22 protein-coding genes are annotated in these 23,452 nt (G+C 55.0%); 9 read left to right on the top strand and 13 right to left on the bottom strand.

Annotation, left to right across the window (positions count from 1 at the left end; translation table 11 throughout):
• Nucleotides 1-4: 4 nt before the first annotated feature.
• The 10 genes from GPK94_RS03660 to GPK94_RS03615 all read right to left on the bottom strand — a co-directional run bounded on the left by GPK94_RS03660 (nucleotide 5) and on the right by GPK94_RS03615 (nucleotide 10,248).
• Nucleotides 5-847 carry a glycosyltransferase family A protein gene (locus tag GPK94_RS03660; RefSeq protein WP_346727982.1) on the bottom strand — a complete coding sequence of 281 codons (843 nt, stop codon included), beginning with the start codon at nucleotides 845-847 and terminating at the stop codon, nucleotides 5-7.
• A 12-nt stretch (nucleotides 848-859) separates the two neighbouring features.
• Nucleotides 860-3,205, bottom strand: coding sequence for a class I SAM-dependent methyltransferase (locus GPK94_RS03655; protein ID WP_215654510.1), 2,346 nt, complete (start codon nucleotides 3,203-3,205; stop codon nucleotides 860-862).
• A gap of 11 nt (nucleotides 3,206-3,216) precedes the next feature.
• Complete coding sequence (locus GPK94_RS03650) at nucleotides 3,217-4,497, bottom strand: ABC transporter ATP-binding protein (RefSeq protein ID WP_215654508.1); 1,281 nt, start codon at nucleotides 4,495-4,497, stop codon at nucleotides 3,217-3,219.
• Between the two features lie 9 nt (nucleotides 4,498-4,506).
• Nucleotides 4,507-5,259 carry an ABC transporter permease gene (locus GPK94_RS03645; RefSeq protein WP_195279059.1) on the bottom strand — a complete coding sequence of 251 codons (753 nt, stop codon included), beginning with the start codon at nucleotides 5,257-5,259 and terminating at the stop codon, nucleotides 4,507-4,509.
• Between the two features lie 53 nt (nucleotides 5,260-5,312).
• Entirely contained in the window at nucleotides 5,313-6,161 is an 849-nt protein-coding gene (gene rfbD / locus GPK94_RS03640) for a dTDP-4-dehydrorhamnose reductase (protein ID WP_215654506.1), read from the bottom strand.
• 7 nt (nucleotides 6,162-6,168) lie between these two features.
• On the bottom strand, nucleotides 6,169-7,152 hold the full coding sequence (locus GPK94_RS03635) for a glycosyltransferase family 2 protein (RefSeq protein WP_215654504.1): 984 nt from the start codon (nucleotides 7,150-7,152) through the stop codon (nucleotides 6,169-6,171).
• The gene (rfbB, locus tag GPK94_RS03630) at nucleotides 7,127-8,146 is read right to left on the bottom strand and encodes a dTDP-glucose 4,6-dehydratase (RefSeq protein ID WP_101692186.1); all 1,020 of its coding nucleotides are present in this window, start codon (nucleotides 8,144-8,146) and stop codon (nucleotides 7,127-7,129) included. The genes GPK94_RS03635 and rfbB overlap by 26 nt, the downstream gene beginning before the upstream one ends.
• 12 nt (nucleotides 8,147-8,158) lie before the next feature.
• Entirely contained in the window at nucleotides 8,159-8,704 is a 546-nt protein-coding gene (gene rfbC / locus GPK94_RS03625; RefSeq protein WP_101692187.1) for a dTDP-4-dehydrorhamnose 3,5-epimerase, read from the bottom strand.
• A gap of 15 nt (nucleotides 8,705-8,719) precedes the next feature.
• Complete coding sequence (gene rfbA, locus GPK94_RS03620; RefSeq protein ID WP_101692188.1) at nucleotides 8,720-9,598, bottom strand: glucose-1-phosphate thymidylyltransferase RfbA; 879 nt, start codon at nucleotides 9,596-9,598, stop codon at nucleotides 8,720-8,722.
• Between the two features lie 263 nt (nucleotides 9,599-9,861).
• A complete protein-coding gene (locus tag GPK94_RS03615; protein ID WP_346727981.1) occupies nucleotides 9,862-10,248 on the bottom strand; it encodes a polysaccharide deacetylase family protein in 387 nt (128 codons plus the stop codon).
• Between the two features lie 165 nt (nucleotides 10,249-10,413).
• On the opposite strand from GPK94_RS03615, the gene GPK94_RS03610 reads away from it, so the two are divergent.
• The 4 genes from GPK94_RS03610 (at nucleotide 10,414) to GPK94_RS03595 (ending at nucleotide 14,931) form a co-directional block, all read left to right on the top strand.
• On the top strand, nucleotides 10,414-11,040 hold the full coding sequence (locus GPK94_RS03610; RefSeq protein WP_101692189.1) for a PHP domain-containing protein: 627 nt from the start codon (nucleotides 10,414-10,416) through the stop codon (nucleotides 11,038-11,040).
• A 117-nt stretch (nucleotides 11,041-11,157) separates the two neighbouring features.
• Nucleotides 11,158-12,240 (top strand): ABC transporter substrate-binding protein, encoded by a 1,083-nt coding sequence (locus GPK94_RS03605; protein ID WP_101692190.1) that lies wholly within the window; start codon nucleotides 11,158-11,160, stop codon nucleotides 12,238-12,240.
• 59 nt (nucleotides 12,241-12,299) lie between these two features.
• The gene (locus tag GPK94_RS03600; RefSeq protein WP_215654502.1) at nucleotides 12,300-13,979 is read left to right on the top strand and encodes an iron ABC transporter permease; all 1,680 of its coding nucleotides are present in this window, start codon (nucleotides 12,300-12,302) and stop codon (nucleotides 13,977-13,979) included.
• Nucleotides 13,963-14,931, top strand: a complete 969-nt coding sequence (locus GPK94_RS03595) for an ABC transporter ATP-binding protein (RefSeq protein ID WP_186962971.1) — start codon at nucleotides 13,963-13,965, stop codon at nucleotides 14,929-14,931. The genes GPK94_RS03600 and GPK94_RS03595 overlap by 17 nt, the downstream gene beginning before the upstream one ends.
• Nucleotides 14,932-15,008: 77 nt before the next feature.
• Here the strand turns inward: GPK94_RS03595 and GPK94_RS03590 are convergent, their stop codons facing one another.
• Nucleotides 15,009-16,124, bottom strand: coding sequence for an MBL fold metallo-hydrolase (locus GPK94_RS03590; protein ID WP_215654499.1), 1,116 nt, complete (start codon nucleotides 16,122-16,124; stop codon nucleotides 15,009-15,011).
• Between the two features lie 265 nt (nucleotides 16,125-16,389).
• Between GPK94_RS03590 and GPK94_RS03585 the strand changes: the two genes are divergently transcribed.
• Nucleotides 16,390-16,857 (top strand): ATPase P, encoded by a 468-nt coding sequence (locus GPK94_RS03585; RefSeq protein WP_195279067.1) that lies wholly within the window; start codon nucleotides 16,390-16,392, stop codon nucleotides 16,855-16,857.
• Nucleotides 16,858-16,930: 73 nt separating this feature from the next.
• On the opposite strand, the gene GPK94_RS03580 is transcribed toward GPK94_RS03585, so the two are convergent.
• Together GPK94_RS03580 and GPK94_RS03575 are read right to left on the bottom strand one after the other, a co-directional pair.
• Nucleotides 16,931-17,833 (bottom strand): NTP transferase domain-containing protein, encoded by a 903-nt coding sequence (locus GPK94_RS03580; RefSeq protein WP_215654497.1) that lies wholly within the window; start codon nucleotides 17,831-17,833, stop codon nucleotides 16,931-16,933.
• A gap of 141 nt (nucleotides 17,834-17,974) precedes the next feature.
• Nucleotides 17,975-19,090 (bottom strand): ABC transporter substrate-binding protein, encoded by a 1,116-nt coding sequence (locus GPK94_RS03575; RefSeq protein WP_252192501.1) that lies wholly within the window; start codon nucleotides 19,088-19,090, stop codon nucleotides 17,975-17,977.
• 207 nt (nucleotides 19,091-19,297) lie between these two features.
• Here GPK94_RS03575 and GPK94_RS03570 point away from each other — a divergent pair, with 207 nt between their 5' ends.
• From GPK94_RS03570 to GPK94_RS03555, 4 genes are read left to right on the top strand one after another with little or no spacing between them, the layout of a single operon-like run.
• Nucleotides 19,298-20,335, top strand: coding sequence for an iron ABC transporter permease (locus GPK94_RS03570; RefSeq protein WP_215654488.1), 1,038 nt, complete (start codon nucleotides 19,298-19,300; stop codon nucleotides 20,333-20,335).
• 1 nt (nucleotide 20,336) lies between these two features.
• Nucleotides 20,337-21,134, top strand: a complete 798-nt coding sequence (locus GPK94_RS03565) for an ABC transporter ATP-binding protein (RefSeq protein ID WP_101692198.1) — start codon at nucleotides 20,337-20,339, stop codon at nucleotides 21,132-21,134.
• A 17-nt stretch (nucleotides 21,135-21,151) separates the two neighbouring features.
• The gene (locus tag GPK94_RS03560; RefSeq protein WP_252192500.1) at nucleotides 21,152-22,075 is read left to right on the top strand and encodes a class I SAM-dependent methyltransferase; all 924 of its coding nucleotides are present in this window, start codon (nucleotides 21,152-21,154) and stop codon (nucleotides 22,073-22,075) included.
• 2 nt (nucleotides 22,076-22,077) lie between these two features.
• On the top strand, nucleotides 22,078-23,196 hold the full coding sequence (locus GPK94_RS03555; RefSeq protein ID WP_215654486.1) for a molybdopterin molybdotransferase MoeA: 1,119 nt from the start codon (nucleotides 22,078-22,080) through the stop codon (nucleotides 23,194-23,196).
• The last annotated feature ends 256 nt before the right edge of the window (nucleotides 23,197-23,452 follow it).

The raw sequence follows: 23,452 nt of genomic DNA, 5'->3' as shown, positions 1-23,452 counted from the left end.
CGTTTTATTTTAAAATGAATTTTTTGATCCAATATTTTAAGAATGGATTTTTCCTCAGTCGCTCCAGTATCCCCAGACTCTCCTGATATGCACGGTTCAGAAAAAGCTGCTCGATCAGCGCATCACGCAAAATAATCGCATACTCATCTTTATATTTTTCATACAACTGTGGATGCTGCAAATAAATATTTCGGTAAGTTTCTTGCACAACCGCTGCACTTTCTTGGAACTTCGTAGTTCGAGATCTGGGCTTAATCCGGTAGTGGAAGAGTGTTTCCGGTAACTGCTCTACCTCTCTCCCGAGCTCCAGCAGCGAAAGCCAGAAGTCATAGTCCTCCATTCCATGCTCCATATTTGTCCGAAATCCCCCGACACTTTCCCAATCCTCTTTTCGAAATAGGGCTGTGACAAATATAACATTGTCGAGCAGCATGGAGCGCAAGGAATATTCCGGAAGCTCCCATGGTCCGCTCTTTTCGCCGAACAAATCCGCATGGCAATAGACGATCCCAATATTTTCTTTTTCTTCCATCACCTGAACCGCCCGTTCAATATAACACGGCTCAATCAGGTCATCTGCATCTACGGGCAAAATATATTTTCCCGTAGCAATCTCGATCCCGGCATTTCTTGCACCTGCCGGACGCAACCTCTCCGTATGGAGCAGCTTCACATTCCCCTGTTTTTCCAGTTCTTCAAGTATGCTCACGGTCTTGGGATCATCAGATCCATCATCAATGACAATCAATTCAATGTTAGTGTAAGATTGACCAAAAACAGACGCAACCGCATCTGTTATATATTCCCCGTCATTATAGCAGGGCATGATTACGCTAACTTTTTCCACTTAATTCAACCCTTAACCTTCTATTTTTCTCTTCATAAGAATCTTTGCCGCAGATTTCCACCGATGGTCACATAGTTCTCCCTTTAAATATTCCAATGCAGAATTTATCTGCTGTAATTGTTGCTCAGTCTCTTTCAGCCGTTCTTCCTTTTCTGCAATCTGTGCCTGCGCTAATCGCAATTTTTGGGCAGTCTCCTCTGCTTGCGCCCGCTCCTCCTGCAATTGCTGGTCTATTTCCGCTGCGTGCGCTTCCACCGTTTCAGTCCGCATAAGAAGCTGCTGATTTTCAGCACGGACCGCCTCACACTGTCTCTCTGCATTTAGACGTTTTTCCCGTTCCGCGTTTCTCTCGCACTCTATTTGAAAGTAGCCAGTCGTCCAATCCAAAATCTCGCACTTAAATTGGATTTGGATACATGTTCTGTTTGACGTACTGCCCTCTACCAGGAATTGGGGATCGTAGGTGGAAAATACAGCCTTATTTTCATCCCAGGATCGTGCATTGATCGGTCTTACCGATAGCTCCTCCAGTCGAACATCAGATATACTGCATGCATTTCCTTCCAGTGGATCCCATCTGATTTGTTTTGCCTGTGCAATCCTGTCTGACTGAAACTCGACACACCATATGCCGTCCTTATTTTGAGCCGCACTTTTCAATACTTCGGCATGGCCGGCCTCATCAAATAGAAAAAGCTGGCTCCAAAGAAACTGCTTGGCCTCTTCCTCTTTAATGCTTTCATCCAGGTCGATATGATATACGGCTCTTTGCTGAGATGCAAAATCTTGCATACCAACATACTCTGAAATAAAGTGGTGTTCCCACTTCTCAAAAACTTCCAGCTCCGGCTCGCCTACTTCTAAGAAATCTCTTACCGCTGCTTCTGTAACGATTGGCCGAAACAGCGCATGGTCTCTTAGCTGCTGCAATACTCTCCAAAGAGCATACTCCCCCGGAACCGCACAGGAGAAGACCCATTCATTGTCAATGACAGTCCATTGATCCGGTCCACAAAAAAAGTTGTCCGTGTTCAAATCAATATTTACTTTTTCTGTCCAATGCAGCTGTCTTTGGGGCTCAACAGGGCCAAACGTTTCCAAGAATTTTGGATCTACAGGTTGTTTTGAAAGGTCACCCCTGTACAAATACGTTTTTAAAATTTGGAGTGTATCCCAGAAGGCATCGACTTGCCCCTGCTCGGCTTGTTCACTCAGGAGACTCGTCAAACTCTGCTCATGCAGCAGCGAATACCTTAAGATACCATCTTCATATTTTGATTGGACGGTACAAATCGGTCCCTGATCCTGGATTGGCGTTTCCATCCGTTGAAGATGTTCATTCGCATCTGGATAAAGTGCTCGTTTCTCTACAATTTCCTTCTGCTGATAGATCTGTGTACAGATTGCAAATTTCTTTTTTCGATTGCTGCTAATTTTAACATAGTCCGGTCCGTTCATTTCTTGGCATGCCTTGTTTCCCAGCTCCACCAAGAATGAATTGTTAAAAACTCCAGCAATTTTGTTTTCCATCAAAGCTTTTCTGACAATTTCCTTATCAAACAGCTCAATTCGAGGCATATCATAGGGTACATCCGTGGTTTTCGGCTCTATTTCATCCACCGTAGAATCAGAAAAAATTTCGGTTGGGAACTTATAGTCCGGATACGGATAATACCACCGCAACACATCCAACCCCACGCATTCGAAAAGATTGGAAAGTTCTTTGCGCGAAAAAGTACGTATTTTATTTTGCCCAGGATATCCGTTTATCCCCGCAAAAACTCGGCCCAAATGATCTTCGGGTGCGCCGTTGATATATTTAAGGCCAAATTGATTTTCTATGGCAAGTAAAATCTTCCCCTCAGGCTTCAAAAGAGACTTCATATAGCTCAAAAATTGTGTATATGGGTTTTCCGCATCTTTTCCCATGATCCCACCGGCATACTCCAATACACCATTGATGATCACATAGTCAAAGCGCTTTTCAAACTCCACACGCAGTACATTTCCGACAATGACTTCCAGGTTGTCCGCATCCACGTAGCGTTGAAAAAGGATCTTGGCTCTTCGCATGGTTAATTCGCATGAGGTCACATGTTTCCCCCGCCGGATCAACAGTCCGGTCAGCGCGCCACAGCCAGCTCCAATCTCCAGAATGGTACTGTTAGACTCAAACGGGTACCAGTTCAATATGTTCTCTCGCTGTGGAGAAAAGTGATAAAATACAGCCCAGCGGGGATCCATACCAAGCGTCTCATCACGCTTGCAAACACGTGTATAGATCTCATCTTCAATATCGCCATCAGAATAGAGGGCGTCTTCCTGGCTCTGATAATATTTCGTATTGAAAACCGCCATAGCTTTTCTCCTTACTGCTGCGCAATCCTTACCTTTGAATCAATGTCAAAAAAACCATTGGTTATTTTTGCTCCGAGTGTTTGTATGCAAAGGACATCATACAAACGGTGCAATACACGCAGTTCGCCCTGCCCGTCAAATTTTGTACACCCAAGAGATAGAAAAAGAGGATAATTCTGAAATGGAAACTTCTGTTGAAAGGAAACGGTCACCGTCTGGCCCGGCTTTACGGTCCCGGTATCGACATTTTCCTGCATGGTATTTGTTCCGGCAACCTCCAGCCCAGACATATCTTTGAAGGTAATCGCATAAATCGGATTTTGAATCTCAGCGTGGAAGAGCACCTTCATTTTAATTGTATACACGCTGTTTCTGTTATAAATGGTGGCCAAGTTTCCACTTTCATCAAAAATCCCGAAATCTGTAATTTCTGCTTGCCGGTCACCATACTCCAATATTTTCTCATTCAGAGCGTATTGTGTCTTCCAGCAGACAGATTCCCGCTCTTCTTCCGGCATTGCCTCCTCAGAATGGGGTTGGTTTTGCTGCTTTTCAACCGCCAGAATCTGCTTGTATTCGTCAATAACCTCTTTGGGTGCGCCATCACAGACCATACGGCCCTTATCCAGTAAAATCGCTCTGTCGCAATATTTAATGATGCTTGACTGATCGTGGCTGACGAATAAAATCGTCTTTCCCTGTTTTTTGAAATCCTCAATTTTTTTATAGCACTTTAATTGGAAAAAGACATCTCCTACAGCAAGGGCCTCATCAATAATCAAAATTTCCGGATCCACACTGATTGCCACGGCAAATGCAAGCCGGACAAACATACCCGAAGAGTAAATTTTGACCGGCTGATTTATAAAATCTCCGATATCGGCAAACTCAATAATTTCCGGGAGTTTGCGCTGCATTTCCTCCCGGCTGTACCCCATAATCGATCCGTTTAAATATATATTTTCATATCCAGTATACTCTGGATTAAATCCCGCACCCAGCTCCAGCAACGCGGAAACTCTTCCTTGAACATGGACAGATCCTTCCGTAGGGGTCAAAACACCGGTTAATATCTTCAGCAGTGTGGATTTTCCCGAGCCGTTTTTTCCAACTATACCAACACATTCCCCTTTGTGCATGGAGAAGGTAATTCCTTGCAGCGCATAAAAATCTTTATGGTAAGAACGCCCTCCCGGTCTCATTGCCTCAAGAAGTCTGTCAACTTTTCGTGAATACAGTGCATACTTTTTCGTTATATTTTCGCATTGGATCATACATGTCATTTCTTCCATGCCAAACTCCTATATTACATCCGCAAAATGAGGTCTCATCTTGCGGAACATCAGGGCTCCCGCCAAGAAAATTATCCCTGTCACAATCCAGAAGTAAAGACTTGTCCCTATTCTCTGATAAAATGGCACGCCATAGATAAAGGAGTCCCGATATCCTCTGGTAATATAAAACATCGGATTCAATTTTAAAATCATCATCAGGGCGCGAGGAATGTTATCTTCACTGTAGAAAATGGGGGTAAGCCAAAAACCAACCTGCAGTACGACCTGCACGATTTGTGTCATATCCCGAAAGAACAGGGTAATGCTCGATGTTAAAAAACCCAGTCCCAGAGTGAGTACGCACATCGCAAACATATAGTACAAGCTCTGGAGCCAGATGAGCCGCACCGGATTCCCATACAAAATGTTCATCAAAAATAAAAACACCAGGAAAAACAGGTGCAAAAACAATCCAGACAGGACTTTCACAACCGGCAATACGCTTGTTCGGAAATTCATCTTCTTCACCAGATAGGAGTATTCCGCCAAGCAGGCGCTTGAATATATGACAGTTTCAGAAAAATAGATCCAACTTATATATGCCGGTGTAAACCACAAGATAAAGGGAACATTGTCCACAGGCGGATTCTTGAATCCAACCTCAAATACAAACCAGTATACCAATATGGAAACAAGCGGCTGCACAAATGCCCAAAACGCGCCAAACACAGAGTTCGAAAATCTGGCCTTAAAATCATTTACAGCAATATCCCAGATCATCCTGCGTCGTTCAAATACATCTGAACAAAATTCCCGAAAATATTGCAATAGAATCATAGTGCGTCTATTTCCCCCAGATATTCGTATAATGCAGTTCGCCAATCTGGAAGCGGCGTCCATCCCAGTGTATCGCTCGCACTCTTGCTGAGTCGTGAATTATGCGGCCGAACTGCTTTTGTTGGATACGCGTCACTTGCAATCGGAATAACAGATACACTCCGGTTGGCGATATGGAAAATCTCCCGGGCAAATTCCGCCCACGAACAAATTCCAGAATTGGTCAAATGATAGATCCCATAGTTTTTACTGTTGATTATATCACATATCGCTTGTGCTGCATGCCTGGTATAGGTTGGCGATCCAACCTGGTCATCGACGACACGGATGGTCTGATGTTGCTCCGCCAGTCTCAGCATTGTCTTTACAAAATTGTTCCCATGCTCTCCGAAAACCCACGAAATGCGCACAATGAAATATTGCTCCAGAAGTTCCTGTACCGCCAGTTCGCCCTCCAGCTTTGACTTTCCATAAACATTCAGCGGGCCTTTGGGATCGTCGACCTCATAGAACTGTTCTCCCGTTCCAGGAAACACATAGTCGGTGGAAATATAGAGCATTTTTGCATGTAGTTTCTGACACGCTTGTGCGATATTGCGCGTACCATTCCCATTGACCGCGAAAGCCTTTTCCGCTTCCTCTTCCGCCTGATCCACTTTTGTATAGGCCGCACAATGGATCACCATGTCCGGTTTATACGCCATAACAAAATCCAAGACCGCTTGTGGGTCTGTAATGTCCATTTCTTTCGAGGACACCCCGCAATTTTCAACCCCACGAGCGGTCAGTTCCCTGCACACATCATAGCCAAGCTGGCCACTGGCACCAGTTACCAATACTTTCATTTTTCCCTCACACTAAATTTCGCTTTCCAAGCTCTACAAATTTGCAAAACAGCCATTCCGGCATATGGCACGCAACGATTTCAAACAGAGAGGGCAGCTGACTGAATTTACGGTATCTCCAAACCAGCATCGCGCCACCGCGATGATTCCAGTTTCTCTGCCGCGCCTCCAGCCAGCACAGCCGCGCCTCAATTTCCTTTTTCATCTTGGCACAACAAGGAAAATTCTCCTTCAGCCAAGCCATGCGGCAATATGCGGCATCAATCCGAACTTTTCCGTAACTGGCTTTATCGTAAACGCCAGCCAGCAATCCGGTTTGGTTCCCACCGTGAATCCGGTAGCGGATCAGCGGCTTTTCGACGGAAATAATCGCACCTTGCTCTGCGCACCAGAGTGCTAAATAATGGTCATGTACCATATAGGGACAAAAAGGCACTGCACGTTTCCCCAATTTTGCCTGGAGCAACATGGTACATCCCGTTACAAAATTATGCGTCAGCAGCCCTTCCGCCAATTCCTTCCCCGAATGAAATACGTGATGCTTTCGAACCTTGGTAATGCTGTCGGCTATCTGCGCTCCTTTTCCATCAATGATATACATATCCGAGCAGGACAGCAGCGCTCCGCTTTCGCTCATCGCCCTTTCTAATATCTCCAGCTTTTCGGGCAGCCACACATCGTCCTGATCGCAATAGGCAAAGTAGTCTCCCTCTGCCTCCTGCGTTAACCGCTCAAATGTCCGGTTGGAACCCAAGTTCTTCTCATTGCGCTGAACCACGTATGGAAACGCCGAAATGCACTCCTGCAAACAGGACTGTATTTCTTCATACGGCACCGTCGGAGAGCAGTCGTCCCGAACGTACAGCATCAGATTCGGATAGGTCTGTGCATTCAGGGAACCTAACTGCTCCCGCAGCCAGTCCATTCGCGGCTCATAAACGGCCATCAAAATGGCAATACGCGGTTTATCGGTTTGCGTACATCCGCTCATAGTAGTTCTGATACTCTCCATTGATGATGTTTTCCCACCAAGACCGGTTGTCCAGATACCACCGAATGGTCTTTTGGATTCCATCGGCAAACTTGGTGGCCGGCAGCCACCCCAGCTCCCGATGGATCTTCGCCGGGTCAATGGCATAGCGCATATCGTGACCCTTGCGGTCGGTCACATAGGTAATCAGAGACTCAGGCTTGTCCAGCGCTTTCAGAATGATTTTTACAATATCGATATTGCGCATCTCATTGTGGCCGCCAATGTTGTAGACCTGCCCTACCCGGCCTTTTTCCAAAATGAGGTCAATGGCCGCACAGTGGTCCTCCACATACAGCCAATCCCGCACGTTCAGCCCCTCTCCATATACCGGCAGAGGCTTGTCCGCCAGGGTATTTGCAATCATCAGCGGGATAAGCTTCTCCGGGAACTGATAGGGGCCATAGTTATTGGAGCAGCGGGAGATGGTAATAGGCATGCCATACGTGCGATGATATGCATTGCACAGGAGGTCTGCCGATGCCTTGGACGCAGAGTAGGGAGAAGAGGTATGCAGCGGTGTCTCCTCCGTAAAAAACAGGTCCGGCCGATCCAGCGGCAGATCGCCGTATACCTCGTCGGTAGAGACCTGATGATAGCGGGCTACACCGTACTTCCGGCTGACATCCAGTAGCACCTGCGTGCCCATAACGTTGGTTTCCAGGAACACCGCCGGGTTTTCAATGGACCGGTCCACATGGCTCTCGGCCGCAAAATTCACCACCACATCCGGCTTTTCCTCCGCAAAAATCCGATCCATTTCACTGCGGTCGGCAATATCTGCCCGAATAAAGTGAAATTTGGGATCATCCATCACAGAGGCCAATGTCTCCAGGTTTCCGGCATAGGTGAGTTTATCAATGCATACCAGGTCATAGTCCGGGTGAGCCTTGCGCATATAAAAAATAAAATTGCTGCCAATAAAGCCGGCGCCGCCGGTAATGAGCATTTTCATAACGGCTCCTCCTTAAAATCCGGTCTCGGCGTCTTTCAGCCAGGGAGCATTCTGGTCCTTCTGAGACAGGATCGGATTTTCTACCCCCCAGTCAATGGCAAGCTCCGGATCGTTCCAGCGGATACCGCCGTCGGCTTCCGGCGCATAATTATTATCCGCTTTGTAGAGGAACTCCACATGATCTGTCAAGGTCACAAAGCCATGGCCAAAGCCACGGGGAATCAGCAGCTGGCGCTTGTTCTCCTCGGACAGCTCCACCGCCACCCACTGCTTATAGGTGGGACTGGCCGGACGCAAGTCCACCGCCACATCCAGCACGGCGCCCCGGGCGCAGCGCACCAGCTTGGCCTGGGCCTTGTCCCCTTTTTGGAAATGGATCCCTCGCAGCGTCCCCTTTACCGTGGAGGAAGAGTGATTATCCTGCACAAAGTCGTAAAAAAGGCCTGCCTTTTCAAACTCACGCTTGGACCAGCTCTCCATAAAAAAACCACGATGGTCTCCAAACACCTTCGGCTCCACAATCAGGACGCCATCCAGCTTTGTCTTGATAAATTCCATTCCGATATACGCTCCTTAATAGAGGATTTTATTGTCGGCCACCGCACGCAGGTGTGCCCCATATGGAGACTTCCCATAGTTTTCAGCAGAAGCAAGTAACGTCTCCCGATCGATCCAGCCATTTCGGTAAGCAATCTCCTCCAGCGCTGCAATCTTGGTATCCGTCCTCGTCTCAATGACCCGGACAAATTCCGTGGCCTCTGCCAAGGAGTCCACTGTCCCCGTATCCAGCCAGGCATAACCCCGGCCCAACGTAATGACATTCAGGGTCTCTTCTTCCAGATAGATTCGATTCAGGTCGGTAATCTCCAACTCCCCGCGCGCGGAGGGCTGAAGCTCCTTGGCACGCTGGCAAACTTTCTGGTCGTAGAAGTAAAGTCCGGTTACCGCATAGTTGGATTTGGGGTTCTTTGGCTTTTCTTCCAGCGACACCGCCTTGCCGGAAGCGTCAAATTCCACCACACCAAATCGCTGGGGATCCTCCACATAGTAGCCAAATACGGTAGCCCCGGTTTCCTGACTTGCGGCACGTTTGAGATGGGCCGTCAGGCCCGCGCCATAGAACACATTGTCCCCTAAAATCATGGCACATCGATCCCCGCCGATGAACTCTTCCCCCAAAATAAACGCCTGCGCCAGTCCGTCCGGCGAGGGCTGAACTTTATAGGAAAGATGAATGCCAAACTTACTGCCGTCTCCCAGCAGACGCTCAAAGTTGGGGAGATCGTGTGGGGTAGAAATGATGAGGATGTCCCGAATCCCCGCCAGCATCAGGGTAGAGAGTGGATAATAGACCATGGGTTTATCATAAATGGGGAGCAGCTGCTTGGAAGTTACCATCGTAAGCGGATACAAACGCGTTCCGCTGCCACCGGCCAATACAATACCTTTCATTCTGACGTTGCCTCCATTAGCAATATGATAGGAGATCCATACATCCTTATATGAGATGAAAGCCTTCTTTCTTCTCTAAGAACAATTTTGCCCCACTAGATACGCAAATAGCATTATCTATGCTTAATCTTTCGCACACTTTTATAACTATTGATTATACCATAGGCCTATCTCAGGCGCAATAAAAATCCCCTTGCCGTTCCATCGTTGCTCTTTTCCAGTAAAAGGTCTTCCTCCGTTCTCCCCCAACTCCTTGAACCTGTTTAGGACACATCCACATCCCACTGGATGGGCTCCATACCGATGGAGCGGATGGTCGAAATCACGGTATTGTTATACTCTCCGTAGGGTGGCCGGATCAGGGTGGGCCGGACTCCCGTCACCGCTTCGATCTTATCATTGCAGGCCTCCACATCCGCCACGATCTCCTCCCGGGAGAGCTGATTCATATGTGCGTGTGAATTGGAGTGATTCATCACCTCATGTCCGGCGTCATGGAGCGCCTTGACCGATTCCGGATAGCGGTCCACCCAGTCCCCCACGACAAAGAACGTCGCCTTGACCTGATACTGCTCCAGAATATCGATCAGCTGCTGGGTGTCCTCGTTCCCCCAGGGTGATGGAAACTTGCGGCGGTCTATCTTTCTCACTTGTTGATTTTCAGAAGTTTCCTATTACATTTTTCGATATATCATTTTATCTTCATTGACGAATCCAATTGGTATTTCTCCCGCCGAGATGGTACAATCTATTGGGCTTATTCCGCCCTACTGTCTCTGACTTCTATATTCTTCCCCAAAGGCAGGCGATACGACATGTTCCTTGATATGCACATCCATGAATCCACCTGTTCCAGTGACAGCCGCATGACGTTGGCTGAAATTGTGGAAACCGCAAAGATCAAAGGGCTGGACGGCGTCTGCATTACCGACCACGACAGTATGGGGCTCCGGGAACAGGCTGAGGCATACAGCCGTGAAATTGGATTTCCCATTTTTGTCGGTGTGGAGTACTACTCTCTCTGGGGCGATATCACCGCATTTGGAATTGATACGTTTCCCGATACCCGCATCCCCGCCCAGGACTTTATCGACCAGGTCAATGCGGCAGGGGGCTTCTGTGTGGCCTGCCACCCCTTCCGCAGCAACAATCGGGGATTAAAGGAGCATCTGCGGGATGTCCACGGTCTCCACGGCGTGGAAGTGCTCAACGGCAGTACCGACCTTGCCGCCAATCGCCTGGCCCTTGCTCGGTGTCGGGAGCTGGGTCTGGCCGCCATCGGCGCCAGCGACGCCCACTGGACCAGCCAGGTGGGCGTCTATGCCACCTATGTCCCCGGCCATCCCAGGACCATCTCCGAACTGGTGCAGGCACTGCATCAGGGCGGTGTGCACCCGGCGATCTGGGAGAACGATGGTTATCGAATCGCGGACACCTTTTGACCCTGTCCGCCGTGTATGTCCCCTGCCTGCCATGACGCAGACAGGGGACTTCCTCTGGACAAAGTCAAGAACCGCGTTTGGATAAAATGTAAGGAAAAGAGTAAGGAGAAGAAACACATGAACCAAAAGATTGCTGCCTCCGCAGCCGCAGCCGCCCTCCTGGCAGGTCTCCTGTCCGGATGTACCCCTGCATCGGAGCCCTCCAGCCAGCCGGCCCAGTCCGCCTCCCCTGCCCCCACCGAGACTGCCGCTGAGAAGCCCTATGAGGGTACCACCCTCAACGTCATGCTGGCCTACGGCGGCGCCGAGGCCTCCTTTGACGCCTTCACCGAGAAGACCGGTATTAAGGTAGAGTATGTAGAGATCTCCACCGGTAAGGCTCTGGCCCAGCTCCAGGCCGAAAACGGCAACACCACTGCCGACATCTGGTTCGGCGGCGGCGTGGACAGCTATATTGCCGCCACCGATCTGGGCTATCTGGAGCAGTATGTCTCTCCGGAGGCGGAAAACATCAACCCCGCTTACAGCGACAAGGACGGCTACTGGACCGGTCTGGCTCTTGTCCCCGCCGGCTTCCTGGTCAACAACGACGTCCTCGCCGAGCGCAACCTGGAGGCACCCAAGACCTGGGAGGACCTGGCCAAACCCGAGTACAAGGGTGAGATCATCATGGCCTCTCCCGCCATCTCCGGCACCCAGTATGCCATCCTCAACGGCACCATCCAGGCATATGGTGAGGAGAAGGGCTGGGAAGTCTGGCGCGGCATCAATGAGAATGTGGACTTTTACGCCCAGGGCGGCGGCGAGCCCGGTCCCAAGTGCGCTGCCGGTGAGTTCGGCATCGCTGTCCTGGCCATGACCGGCGGTACCTTCGCCATGGAGGATGAGTTCCCGGTCACCGCTCTCTATCCCGAGGACATGATCCCCTGGACCCCCGCTCCCATCGCCATCTTCAAGAGCTCGGAAAACAAGGAGGCCGCCAAGGTCTTTGTAGACTACATGCTCTCCAAGGAGGGACAGGAGGCCCTGCGTGAGGCTGACGCCCGTATCATGGCCCGCTCGGATGTGGAGATCCCCGCTGAGATCGGCAATGTGGACACCAGCAAGCTCATCGAGCAGGATGTGCGCCTCTTCGGCAGCCAGCGGGAAGACCTGCTGGCCAAGTGGGATGCGCTGGCCGGTGACAAGGAGTCCAACTAATCAAACCCGGGTCGGACAGGCTGCAGCAACAGCCTGTCCGCCTTTTTGTGAGGGATACTATGAAACATCCTGACACCCTATCTTCCCCTCTGCGCTACCGGGCGGCCGCCTGTCTGGACCGTATGCTCCTGCTCCTGGTGCTGGCCGGCGTAGCCCTCTTTATCCTCTATCCCATCGTCTCCGTGGTGGCCACCAGCCTGTTCCGGGACGGACAATTTACGCTGGAATACTATCAGGCCCTTTTTACCGAAAAAAACGCGGGTCTGATCCGGAACAGCCTTTTTGTGGCCACCCTCTCTTCGCTCGGCAGCGTGACCCTCTCCTTCCTCATCGCGCTGAATGTATACACACTGCGGGGACGCAGCGACTCCCTCATCCGGAGCGGCCTTCTGCTGACCATGATCTCCCCGCCTTTTGTCTCGGCGCTGGCCTATATCATGCTCTTTGGCCGGAGAGGGATCATCACTCATCAGCTCCTGGGGCTCAGCATCAACCCATACGGCTGGCACGGCGTGGTCATCCTCCAGATCATCGGGAGCATCTCCTTTGCCACACTGATGCTCCTCACCGCCTTCGACCACCTGGACGCCCGGCTGATCCTCGCCTCCCGGGATCTGGGCGCCTCGCCCGGGGAGACCCTGCGGCATGTGATTCTTCCCTTGATACGTCCCGCACTGCTCTCCGTTTTGCTGATGCTCTTTACCATGAATCTGGCGGATTTCGGCACGCCCATCGTTATTGGCGGAAGCTTTCGTGTCCTGGCCACAGAGGCCTACCTCCAGGTGATCTCCTCCTCTAATCTGGGACGGGCTTCGGCTATCAGCGTCATGATGGTCCCCGCAGCAGCGGCGGCTTTCTACTGCTACAGCCGCGCCATGAAGCAGGAAGAGCGCGTCCGCATGGACGGACGGGACTCCGCTGTTCCCACGCCCTACACCCCCTCCCGTCCCATTGCCCTCCTGGCTCGGGGCGCCACGGTGCTCTTTTTCGCTGTCATGGCGCTGAAATACGGCATGATCCTGCTCTCCTCCCTCTCCAACACCGCCAGCGGCACACTCACATTTACGCTGAAATACTGGGGAGATCTGCCCCGCTCTCAGTGGAGCTCCTTTGGCCACAGCCTGGTCTATTCCGCTGTGGCGGCCGCCGGAGCTGCCTTTCTGGGTATCCTGCTCTCCTATTTCACCACCCGCCGAAAACTGCCGGGAATGCGCGCGGTGGAGTTTATGGCCTCCCTCCCCTACATCATTCCGGGGACCTTCTTCGGCCTGGGCTATGTAGCCGCCTTCAGCCATGAGCCCATCTATATCCGGGGGACGGCGGGGATTCTGATCCTGAACATGCTCTTCCGGCAGGTCTCGCTGACCAATAAGAGTGCCAACGCCCACTTTGCCACCCTGAATCCCAATCTGGAACATGCCGCCCGGGATCTGGGCGCCAACCGTCTCCAGATCCTCTTCGGCGTACTCTTCCCCATTCTCCGCTCCTCCTTTGTCACTGGCTTTGTCTCCATTTTTACCTCCTGCATGACATCGGTGGGAGCCGTGATCTTCCTGATCTCACCGGGCAAGAATCTGGCCAGTGCCGAGCTCTTCCAGTCCATTGAGAATGGCCGCTATGGGGTCGCATCGGTCCAGGCTGTCCTGCTCATTCTGGTCACAGTCGGCATCAACCTGGCCTTTACCGCCGGCAGCAAACGCACCAAACAGAGGAGGAAACCATATGTTTTTACAGCTTAAGGGGCTGAAAAAGCTCTACGACGGCTCCAAGGGCCTCTCCCATCTGGATCTGGAGATCGAAGCGGGCTCTTTTGTCACCCTTTTGGGGCCCTCCGGCTGCGGAAAGACCACCACCCTGCACCTTCTGGGCGGCTTTCTCACGCCGGACGCCGGGCAGATTCTCTTGGAGGGGCAGGATCTGGTCCCCCTCCCGCCTGAGCGCCGTCCGGTGTCCACCGTCTTTCAGAGCTATGCCCTCTTCCCCCATTTGAATGTGCTGGAGAACGTCTCCTACGGCCTGCGCTTCTTCCGGCGCCTGAAAAAGCGGGAGGCCGCCGCGGCCGCCCTGGAGCAGCTGCACGCGGTGGGCCTGGAGGGATATGAGCACACGCCGGTCAGCGCTCTGTCCGGCGGACAGCAACAGCGGGTGGCTCTGGCCCGGGCCATGGCCACCGGCCCCAAAATCCTGCTGCTGGACGAGCCTCTCTCCAATCTGGACGCCGCCCTGCGGGTCCAGCTGCGTGAGGAGCTCAAGGAACTCCAGCGGCGGCTGAACATTACCATGATCTTTGTGACCCACGACCAAGAGGAGGCCCTCAGCCTCTCCGACCAGATCGTGGTGATGGACCAAGGCAAGGCCGTCCAGACCGGCACGCCCCGGGAGATCTACTTCCAGCCCCAGAACCGCTACGTTGCCTCTTTTGTGGGCAAGGCCAACTACATTCCCTATCAGGGACAGCAGGTCCTGGTCCGCCCGGAGGAGATCCGGCTGACTGCCGACCCGGCGGGCAGCTTTCTGATTGGCCAGGCCAGTTTCATGGGCGCGCACACTCTGTATGTCCTGCACCGGGGCGAAGAGACGCTCTATGTGGATCTCTCCGGCCAGGCAGGAAGCCGCTTTGCTATTGGCGCTCGTGTACGGGCCGAGTGGACTCCAGCCGCTTCAGAGAAGAGCGGCCCGATCTCCCTTTGACCCACTCCATCCAAATCTGCTGCACTGCAAAGAGAGACCGCCCGATGGGCGGTCTCTCTTCTCTTTGAATATGCTAATTATTCCACCGTATAGACGCTTCCCGTCGTATTGAGGAAGGTCTGCTCCGGCATCTGCTCCTGGAACATGGCGGTCGCCTTGGGTCCGGTGCAGTGAGACAGGCCGATCTGCTGTACGCCCAGCTCCTTGAAGCGGTCGATGGTCTCCTGGATGGTCGCCTCGTCCGCGTCCAGCAGGTGGAAGCCGCCGATCACCGCATACACCTTTTCGCCCGAGCGCTCCTGGATGGTATTGACGATGTTCAGGATTCCGCTGTGCGAGCAGCCGGAGAGGGTCACAAGACCCTTGCTGGTCTCCACCGCGACTGCGACCTCTTCGTCAAAATCGTCCACCTCGTAGGTGCCGTCCTCCCCCTTCTCCAGCATGTTGGGAGCCAGCTGGAAGGACGGGTCCTTGTCGAACGAGCCGTAGACCGTTACGCCGTCGGCGATCTTGACACTGCTGGTATCCAGGTACTCAATGGCAACGCCCCGGTCCAGCAGGTCCTGCTCGTCAAAGTTGATGCCCACAGGGAAGTAACCCTTGGTGCCATCCGTAAAGTCAAACTTCTGTCCCACCGAATCGTAATAGTATTTGCCGTCGGCCTTATCAAAGAAGCCCTTCTTCACAAAGAGAGTCTTCCCCTCGGCGCCGTAGGTATCAAAATAGGGAATCACACCGCCGCAGTGGTCATAGTGGGTGTGGCTGAGGACCATCTTATTGCAGTCGGCCAGGTCGATCTTCATGGCCTGGGCATTTTTCAGGAACTGGCCCGCCTTGGCGGTATCAAAGATGATCTTATCGTTGCCGGTCTCTATGATGGCGGAAAATCCGAACTCCTTCTCCAGCGCCTCATTGCTGCCGTTGTTGTTCTCCGCCAGGGTGGTGATCTTTACCTCATCCTCCCGGGTAATGCGGATCGCGGAGCTCTCCTGGTCAAATTCCACCTGAAATCCCAACCCTTCTGCCAGCGCACGCAGGCCAATGGTGGTAACGCCGTTGACGGTATTGCCCGCCAGCTCCGTCTCCTCCCCATTGATGAAAATGGGATACATGGACCTGGCTCCTGCCGTTGCCCCCAGTCCCAGCGCCAGCGTACACGCCAGTACCGCAGCTGCCTGTCTCTTGTGTTTCATAAAATTTTCTCCTTTCCCAGGCCGACACACCCGGCCTTTCTCCGCCTTCCAGTATAGCTTTGGTGAATGAGGAGTTCAAATTGTTTTCCTCTCTATTCTCGCCGCCAAATATAGACGGTTTCAAAGTCCCCTTCATCCGCCATTTTCCCTCATATTTCGCTTGCCGCCGGGCGCTTGCTCTGCTATCCTGAAAGCAGAGCGGGACGCCCTGTTTCCTCCCCCTTCTTCCTCATGCACCATAGATCATCCAAAGGAGAAGACCGATATGCTCACCATTGCGATCCCCGGTCGGGAACCCCTCCAACTCACCCATTTGCTTCTGGACTACAATGGGACCATCGCCCTGGATGGTCAGCTGATTCCCGCGGTAAAACCCAGACTGGAGGCTCTCAGCCGCAGTCTGGATATCTCAGTCATCACCGCCGATACCCATGGGACCGCCCAGCGGGAGTGCGCCGGGCTTCCGGTCGCCGTCAAGGTCTTTCCCACCGACCATGTAGCCGAGATCAAGGCCTCCGAGGCCCGCTCTCTGTCCGGGGGCGTGGTCTGCATCGGCAACGGCTATAACGATATCCGGATGGCCGATCAGGCCGCACTCTCCATCTGTGTCATGGGGCAGGAGGGCTGCTGCGCCGCTCTCCTCGGCCATGCGGACATTGTGGTGACCTCCATTACAGACGCGCTGGACCTTCTGCTCAAACCCCAGCGCATCCGGGCCACTCTGCGCACCTAGCCGCCCTTTCCACACCGCAAAAAAACGACGCTTTCCCGCGGCCTGACCGGCCGGGAAAGCGTCGTTTTCATCTTTAAAAATATTTGGAAAAGAGCCGGGTGAGATACTCCTCCGCCTCCTGACAAAAGGCGCCGTAGGTCTCCATCAGCGCTTTGCCGGCCTCTGTCACGGTGGACGCTCCCCCCGATTTTCCACCCCGGGTGCGCTCCAGCACCGGGCAGTCCATATGCCGCTCCAGGTTGGAGATGATCTTCCGTCCCTTGCTGTACGAGATCCCCATGAGACGGCAGGCATCCATCAGCGAGCCCGTCTCCTCGGTCAGGTGCAGGAGCTGATGGGCGCCCGGGCCGTAGAAGGGGCGGTCCCCCAACAGCTGAAAGCGAAAGCCGGGGCGCAATCCCTGCTTCTCATAGCCGGAGATCAGATGCTCATACTTTCGTCCATCCCGGACATTGGCCAGGATGCCCTCATCGTCCACCTCCAACCGCGTCTTCTCTACGCCCGCCGCACGGATGGCGCCGGCCAGTCCGTCCGGCCCGTCATACCCCAGCACTCCCGGGATCTGCCCTGCACTCAGACGGATGGGATGGCCGCCCCGGCCGCCGCAGACCGGCACGCAGATCTCTCCCTCTGCTTCCAGCAGTCTCTTCACCGTCTCCACCGAAAAAAGCGGCACATCGGTGTGGGATATGAGCACCGCAGAGCACTTGTCCTGCAAGTAGGAAAGGCCGGTTTTGATGCTCTCCAGCATCTCTCCGGTGTGGGAGCTGTGGAGAAAGACCACGTTCATATGGGGGATCAGCTTTTCGGCCCGGTCCTCCTCGCCGTCGCAGACCACGGCAATGCGCTCCACCCCGGCCATCTGAAAGGTCAGCACGCTCCGCTTGAGGGCGCTCAGGGTCCCTACCTCTTTTTCCGGTTCAAACCGCCGTGCGCCGCCGGTCTGGCCCGCGGCAATGATCAAAGCAGCTGTCATGTGCGCTCCCACCTTCTCCATGCTCTGGACTCATCTTCTCAGAATGTACCAAAATTATACCACAGATACTGCAAAAGACAACCAAAGGCAGAGATGCCCGGAGAGCGCGTTCTCCGGGCATCGGTTCTGGATACTGTTTTTTTATATCGTACCGGCGTAGAGCTGTGCCAGCTGCTCCTCGCTCAGGTCCACATGGTAGAAGAGCTGGAAGAACTCCTTGACCTCCTCGTCCACGTCATAGGGCACCCGGTCGGGATAGAGCAGCCCGGCCAGCCAGCGGATTCCCACCAGACGGTTGGGTCCCGGCGGACGGTCCACCCAGCTGAACGGCGCGTTGGGCGTGCCGTAAACCTTCCCCTCCTGTACGGCTTTGAGGGTGGCAAAATCCGGATTGCTCAAAATGGACTGGGCCGCCGCGCCGCCGCTCATGTTGGACTTGGGCTCACCATTGACCACGATCACGTCCGGGTCCCAGGCCAGCAGCTGCTCCAGAGAGATCTGGACTCTGGAGCCGTCTCCCAGCTCCAGATCGGCCACATTGACCGCTTTCACTGCGTCCAGGATGGCGCCGTGGGAGGAACCGGCCGGAGCGGTCTCCAGAGAGTTTTCCCCATTTCCATAGTAGACGCGGACCTTCTCCTCCTCGGAGACATCGATGGCGGCTACATCCGCAAAGACGGCCTCAGCATACTCCGCCAGGGCCTCCGCCTGCTCCTCCACGCCAAAGAGCTCTCCCATGAAGCGGTAGACCTCCGCCGCGTCCTCCAGCTCGGAGCTCACCATCACCACCGGAATACCCAGCTGCTGGGAGAGCTGATCGGCCTCGTCCTTCGTCTCCTCATTGATGGCGGAGACATGAAAGGCAATGGTGGGACCGGCCGCAATCACGGCCTCGTAGTTGACCGAATCTCCCATGCCGAAATTGGGCAGGTCGTGATACTCGGGAAGGATGATGCTCTTCTCAATGTCATTGAGCTCATAGTTCCAGCCCAGCAGTTTGTCGGGGACCAATGTGTACAGATAGATGGCCGAGACCGGTCCGGTGGAAAAGGCCGACTGGATCTCTTCCGGTACCGTCATGGTGCGCCCCGCCATATCGGTGATCTCCCGCTGTCCGGTCTGCTCGGTCTGCTGCGCGGAAGGATCTGCCGCCGGGGAAGCCGTGGGAACGGAGCTGCTCTGTGTACATCCGGCCAGCAGCGCCAGTGCCAGCAGCAGCGCCGCCAATCCCGATGTACGCCGTAAGTTACGTTTCAACGATGTGACCTCCTCTTTCTTGCTTTGGTTTCTATCCCAAATCCGACCCGGGCCCAAGTCGGAATTGACACAGCGCGGGAAATGTGTCATACTACTTCTCGTCGATAGTTTTTTAAAAACATATCGACTTGATGTTTTAGACACTATCACAATCCTGTCCGGATGTCAAGCACCATTCCGTTGCAGAAAAGCGAAGGAGGCCTGGATATGCAGTTGGAATATCAGCAGGAGGAGGCGGTGATCCGCAGGCGCTACCGCCTCGTACTGGCCGGGATGTTTCTGGCCCTGGCGGCGGCCGGGCTCTTCTCCTTTGCCATCGGCTACTATCCCTTGACCCCTCAGGAAGTGTTTCAGGCCTTCCTCTCCCGCTTTGGGGCCGCCGGGGAGATCAAGCCCCAGGCCGTGACCATCTTCTGGAGCATCCGCCTCCCCCGCATCCTCTCGGCCCTCTTCATCGGGGCCTCCCTCTCGGTGGCGGGGGCCACCTATCAGGGTATGTTCCGCAATCCCCTGGTCTCGCCGGATATTCTGGGGGTCTCCTCCGGGGCCAGCCTTGGGGCCGCTTTTGCCATTCTGTGCGGCTCCCCCAACTGGCTCATTCAGCTCTCGGCGTTCACCGGCGGCATTGCCGCGGTGGCATTCTCCTATCTCATCAGCCGGAAATCGGCCCATTCCCAGATCCTCAGCCTGGTACTCACCGGCTCCATGGTCATGGCCCTGTGCAATGCCGGCGTCACCATGATCAAGTATGTCTCCGATCCCAACGATGTGCTTCAGCAGATCACGTTTTGGCTCATGGGAAGTCTGACCAAGACCAGCATGAACTCCTTCTCCTGGAGCGCGGTCCCCATGTCGGTGGGTCTCGCCATCGTCCTGCTGCTGCGCTGGCGGATCAATCTGCTGACCCTGGAGGAAGAGGAGGCCATCACGCTGGGCATCAATGTGCGCCGGCTCCGCCTGATCCTGATTCTGGCCTCCACTCTCCTCAGCGCCGCCGCCGTGTGTCTGGGCGGCATGATCGGCTGGGTGGGCCTTATGATCCCCCACATGGCCCGGGCATTGGTGGGGGTGGATTACAGCCGTCTCATTCCCGCAAGCGCCATGCTGGGCGCCCTCTATCTGCTGCTGATGGATGATCTGGCCCGCTCGATCCTCTCCATGGAGCTGCCGCTGGGCGTGGTAACCAGCATTATGGGCGCACCGTTCTTTGTCTATCTCATCATCAAGCGGAAGGAGCGCGATTGATATGCTGCTGGAAGTGGACCAGGTCCGCGGCGGATATGGCGGAAAAGACGTGGTCAAAGGGGTGAGCTGCTCCGCCGACGCGGGGGAGGTGCTCTGCCTGCTGGGGCCCAATGGGTGCGGCAAGACCACCCTCTTCCGCCTGCTTCTGGGCCTTCTGCCCATCACCGGAGGGAGCATCCGGCTGGATGGACAGGATGTGCGCTCCTTTTCTCCCCGGGAGCTGGCAAGCCGCATCGCCTACATTCCCCAGTACCACACCCCCGTTTTCTCCTATACCGTGTTGGATGTGGTCCTGATGGGGCGCTCAGCCCATTTTTCCACCTTCTGCGCCCCCAAGGAGGCCGATCGCGCGGCCGCCTTTGCGGCTCTGGAAAAGCTCAACGCCGCCCACCTTGCCAACCGGAAATACACCGCGCTCAGCGGAGGACAGCGCCAGCTCGTCCTGCTGGCCCGCGCCATCTGCCAGTCGGCCAAGATCTTTGTTCTGGATGAGCCAGCCGCCAATCTGGACTACGCCAACCACCAGCTCCTCATGGAGGTGGTAGCCGATCTGGCCCAGAAGGGATACTGCATCGTCATGTCCACCCACAGCCCGGAATGCCCCGCCTCCATCGGCAGCAAGGTGCTGCTGATGCAGAACGGGGAGCGCTCCGCCTTCGGAAGCCCGGAACAGGTCATCACGCCGGAGCATCTCCAGGCGGTCTATCACATTGAGATCGACGTCGCCACGGTCCATGACCGCTACGGCGCCCGGAGAACGATTTGCCTGCCGGTCCAACGGCCGGCCGCATCCTTTTGATTTGAGGAGGTACTGTTATGACACCGCTTCTCTCCACACCCTATCCCGATCTGCGGGGGGATCTGGACTATTTTCTCTCCATGCAGGAATCCCAGCCCGTGGACCGGCCCGACCACTCCGCCCAGAAGTGGGATCAGCGGGCAGACGCCTGGGAGCAGGAGGGCCCCAAGGCCCAGAAGGGGGACGCCCGCGTCCGGAGCACCATGGCCTATCTGGAAGAGCGCGGCCTGCTCCGCCCGGAATATGAGATTGCCGATATCGGCTGCGGTCCGGCCCGCTTTGCCGCCGCCTTCGCCTCCCGGGTCCGCTGGGTGACCGGCTTTGATCTCTCTCCCCGAATGGTCCACTATGGCAGCGAATACGCCCGGAAGCAGGGCGTGGAAAACCTGACCCTCCGGGTGGCCGACTTCCAGACCCTGGATGTCCAAGAGGAGGGGCTGGAGAAGGCCTTTGACCTGGTGTTCAGCTCCCTCACCCCCGCGATCCACGGGAAGCTGGGTCTCCAGAAGGTGGTGTCCATGAGCCGGGCCTACTGCTGCAACATCACCCACATCTACCGCCGCAATTCTCTGTGCCGCCGGCTCCGGGAGGAGGTCTTTCACCTGCCTCCGGAGGCCCCTACCTGGGGGATCCGCTGGTTTTACTCCCTCTTCAACGCCCTGCTGCTGATGGGCTATCTGCCCGAGACCAGCTATGATTCCCGCCTTCAGGAGCGGCGTCTCCCGCCCAGTGAGCGCTATGCCTCCCTTCTGATGGAGCACACACTGCCCCGGGAGGCCCGCACGCCGGAGCATCAGGCCCGCATCCTGGATTGGATGGAGCGCAATACCGACGCCGACGGCCTGCTCACCGAGTCCATTGAGGCCTGCTACGGCCGCATCCTGTGGGATGTGCGCGTCTCTTCCGCGCCGGAAAAAATACACGCTGAGAAGGAGGTATGACCATGTCCGCACTACCCACCCGCGCCCACGTTCTGGAGACCTTGTTCCAGCGCTGGGCCCCCATCACCCGGAGCGAGACCATCCCCACGATCCAGGCCCTGGGCCGGGTCCCCGTTCAGGACCTGTATGCCCAGGTATCCATCCCGGTGGTCCGGGCAGCCGCCATGGACGGCGTGGCCGTCGCTTCCTCCCGCTTCTGCGCGGGGATCCCGGACATGTCCCCCTGGAAGCTCGGGGAGGACTTCTGCCGCGCCGACACCGGCGACGACTTTGACGACCGCTTTGACGCGGTCATCCCCATTGAGCAGGTGGAATTCCCGCCCGAAGGAGGGCTCCTTCTCCATGACATCTCCTCGGTCCAACCCGGAGACCGGGTCCGGCCCTGCGGCAGCACCATACAGGAAGGGCAGCTTCTGGTCCCAAAGCACCGGCAGCTGCGCCCCTTTGACCTGGCCAGCCTGGCCATGGGCGGCATAGACCGGGTGGAAGTCTTTGCAAAGCCAAAGGTCGCCTTTCTCCCCACCGGCAGCGAGCTGGTCCCCCTGGGGGCCGCCGTGAAGCGCGGGTGCAACATTGACAGCAACAGCATCCTGGTCCACAACCTCCTCCGGGAGATGGGGGCCGAACCGCTGTGTTATCCCATCGTACCAGACCGTCCGGAGAATGTGGCGGCCGCTCTGGACCGGGCGCTGGAGGAGGCCGACGTGGTACTCCTCAACGGCGGCTCTTCCAAAGGGGAAGAGGATTTCAACGCCCGCCTGCTGGAGGAGCGTGGCTCGGCGCTGTTCCACTGGGTGGCCGCCGCGCCCGGAAAACCCATGTGCGTGGCTCTCATTGGAAATAAACCGGTGATCAATCTGCCTGGGCCTCCCCTGGCGGTACTCTACGGCATGGACTGGTGCATCCGCGCCATCGTGCACCGGCTGCTCCACACACCTCTTCCCCGGCGGCAAACGGTCCCGGCCACTCTCACCGAGCCCATCCAGGCTCCCAGCGATATGGAGATCCTCTGTATGATGGAGCTCTGGCACACCCCCTCCGGCTACCAGACCAAGCAGAAACCCTGGCGGGGCGGCAGTGTGGCCGACGCCCTGGGGGGCGGGCGCCATCTTTATCACTGAGTTGGGCCGGGGCTCTTACCAGCCCGGCGAAACGCTGGAGGTCACGCTGCTGCGCGGCCTGGAAGATTTCTAAGCGAACCGTTCGCATTTTAAGAAGCATACCAATGGTTTGCGACACACAGAGACGGCCCCGGGTTTTGTCCCAGGGCCGTCTTTTGTCCATACTATTCCGCCCTTTTCCCGCATAGGCTACCAGAGAGATTTACGGAAAAGGAGGAAGCCACATGTCCACCCAGACAGCCCCGCCACACCTCCC

Origin of the sequence: Pseudoflavonifractor sp. MCC625 (assembly GCF_018784545.1) — a bacterium.
GTDB lineage: Bacteria > Bacillota > Clostridia > Oscillospirales > Oscillospiraceae > Pseudoflavonifractor_A > Pseudoflavonifractor_A gallinarum.
The sequence above is the reverse complement of the archived record's forward strand: the minus strand, read 5'-3'. Positions and strand labels throughout refer to the sequence as shown.

Excerpts from the sequence above, each read along its gene's own strand:
- rfbC (WP_101692187.1), bottom strand. The coding sequence starts at position 8,704 with ATGGAATTTATCAAGACAAAGCTGGATGGCGTCCTGATTGTGGAGCCG.
- GPK94_RS03585 (WP_195279067.1), top strand. The coding sequence starts at position 16,390 with ATGCTCACCATTGCGATCCCCGGTCGGGAACCCCTCCAACTCACCCAT.
- GPK94_RS03600 (WP_215654502.1), top strand. The coding sequence starts at position 12,300 with ATGAAACATCCTGACACCCTATCTTCCCCTCTGCGCTACCGGGCGGCC.
- GPK94_RS03645 (WP_195279059.1), bottom strand. The coding sequence starts at position 5,259 with ATGATCTGGGATATTGCTGTAAATGATTTTAAGGCCAGATTTTCGAAC.
- GPK94_RS03565 (WP_101692198.1), top strand. The coding sequence starts at position 20,337 with ATGCTGCTGGAAGTGGACCAGGTCCGCGGCGGATATGGCGGAAAAGAC.
- rfbB (WP_101692186.1), bottom strand. The coding sequence starts at position 8,146 with ATGAAAATGCTCATTACCGGCGGCGCCGGCTTTATTGGCAGCAATTTT.
- rfbD (WP_215654506.1), bottom strand. The coding sequence starts at position 6,161 with ATGAAAGTATTGGTAACTGGTGCCAGTGGCCAGCTTGGCTATGATGTG.
- GPK94_RS03650 (WP_215654508.1), bottom strand. The coding sequence starts at position 4,497 with ATGGAAGAAATGACATGTATGATCCAATGCGAAAATATAACGAAAAAG.
- GPK94_RS03610 (WP_101692189.1), top strand. The coding sequence starts at position 10,414 with ATGTTCCTTGATATGCACATCCATGAATCCACCTGTTCCAGTGACAGC.
- GPK94_RS03560 (WP_252192500.1), top strand. The coding sequence starts at position 21,152 with ATGACACCGCTTCTCTCCACACCCTATCCCGATCTGCGGGGGGATCTG.
- GPK94_RS03595 (WP_186962971.1), top strand. The coding sequence starts at position 13,963 with ATGTTTTTACAGCTTAAGGGGCTGAAAAAGCTCTACGACGGCTCCAAG.
- GPK94_RS03655 (WP_215654510.1), bottom strand. The coding sequence starts at position 3,205 with ATGGCGGTTTTCAATACGAAATATTATCAGAGCCAGGAAGACGCCCTC.
- GPK94_RS03635 (WP_215654504.1), bottom strand. The coding sequence starts at position 7,152 with ATGAGCGGATGTACGCAAACCGATAAACCGCGTATTGCCATTTTGATG.
- GPK94_RS03555 (WP_215654486.1), top strand. The coding sequence starts at position 22,078 with ATGTCCGCACTACCCACCCGCGCCCACGTTCTGGAGACCTTGTTCCAG.
- GPK94_RS03570 (WP_215654488.1), top strand. The coding sequence starts at position 19,298 with ATGCAGTTGGAATATCAGCAGGAGGAGGCGGTGATCCGCAGGCGCTAC.
- rfbA (WP_101692188.1), bottom strand. The coding sequence starts at position 9,598 with ATGAAAGGTATTGTATTGGCCGGTGGCAGCGGAACGCGTTTGTATCCG.
- GPK94_RS03580 (WP_215654497.1), bottom strand. The coding sequence starts at position 17,833 with ATGACAGCTGCTTTGATCATTGCCGCGGGCCAGACCGGCGGCGCACGG.
- GPK94_RS03590 (WP_215654499.1), bottom strand. The coding sequence starts at position 16,124 with ATGAAACACAAGAGACAGGCAGCTGCGGTACTGGCGTGTACGCTGGCG.
- GPK94_RS03605 (WP_101692190.1), top strand. The coding sequence starts at position 11,158 with ATGAACCAAAAGATTGCTGCCTCCGCAGCCGCAGCCGCCCTCCTGGCA.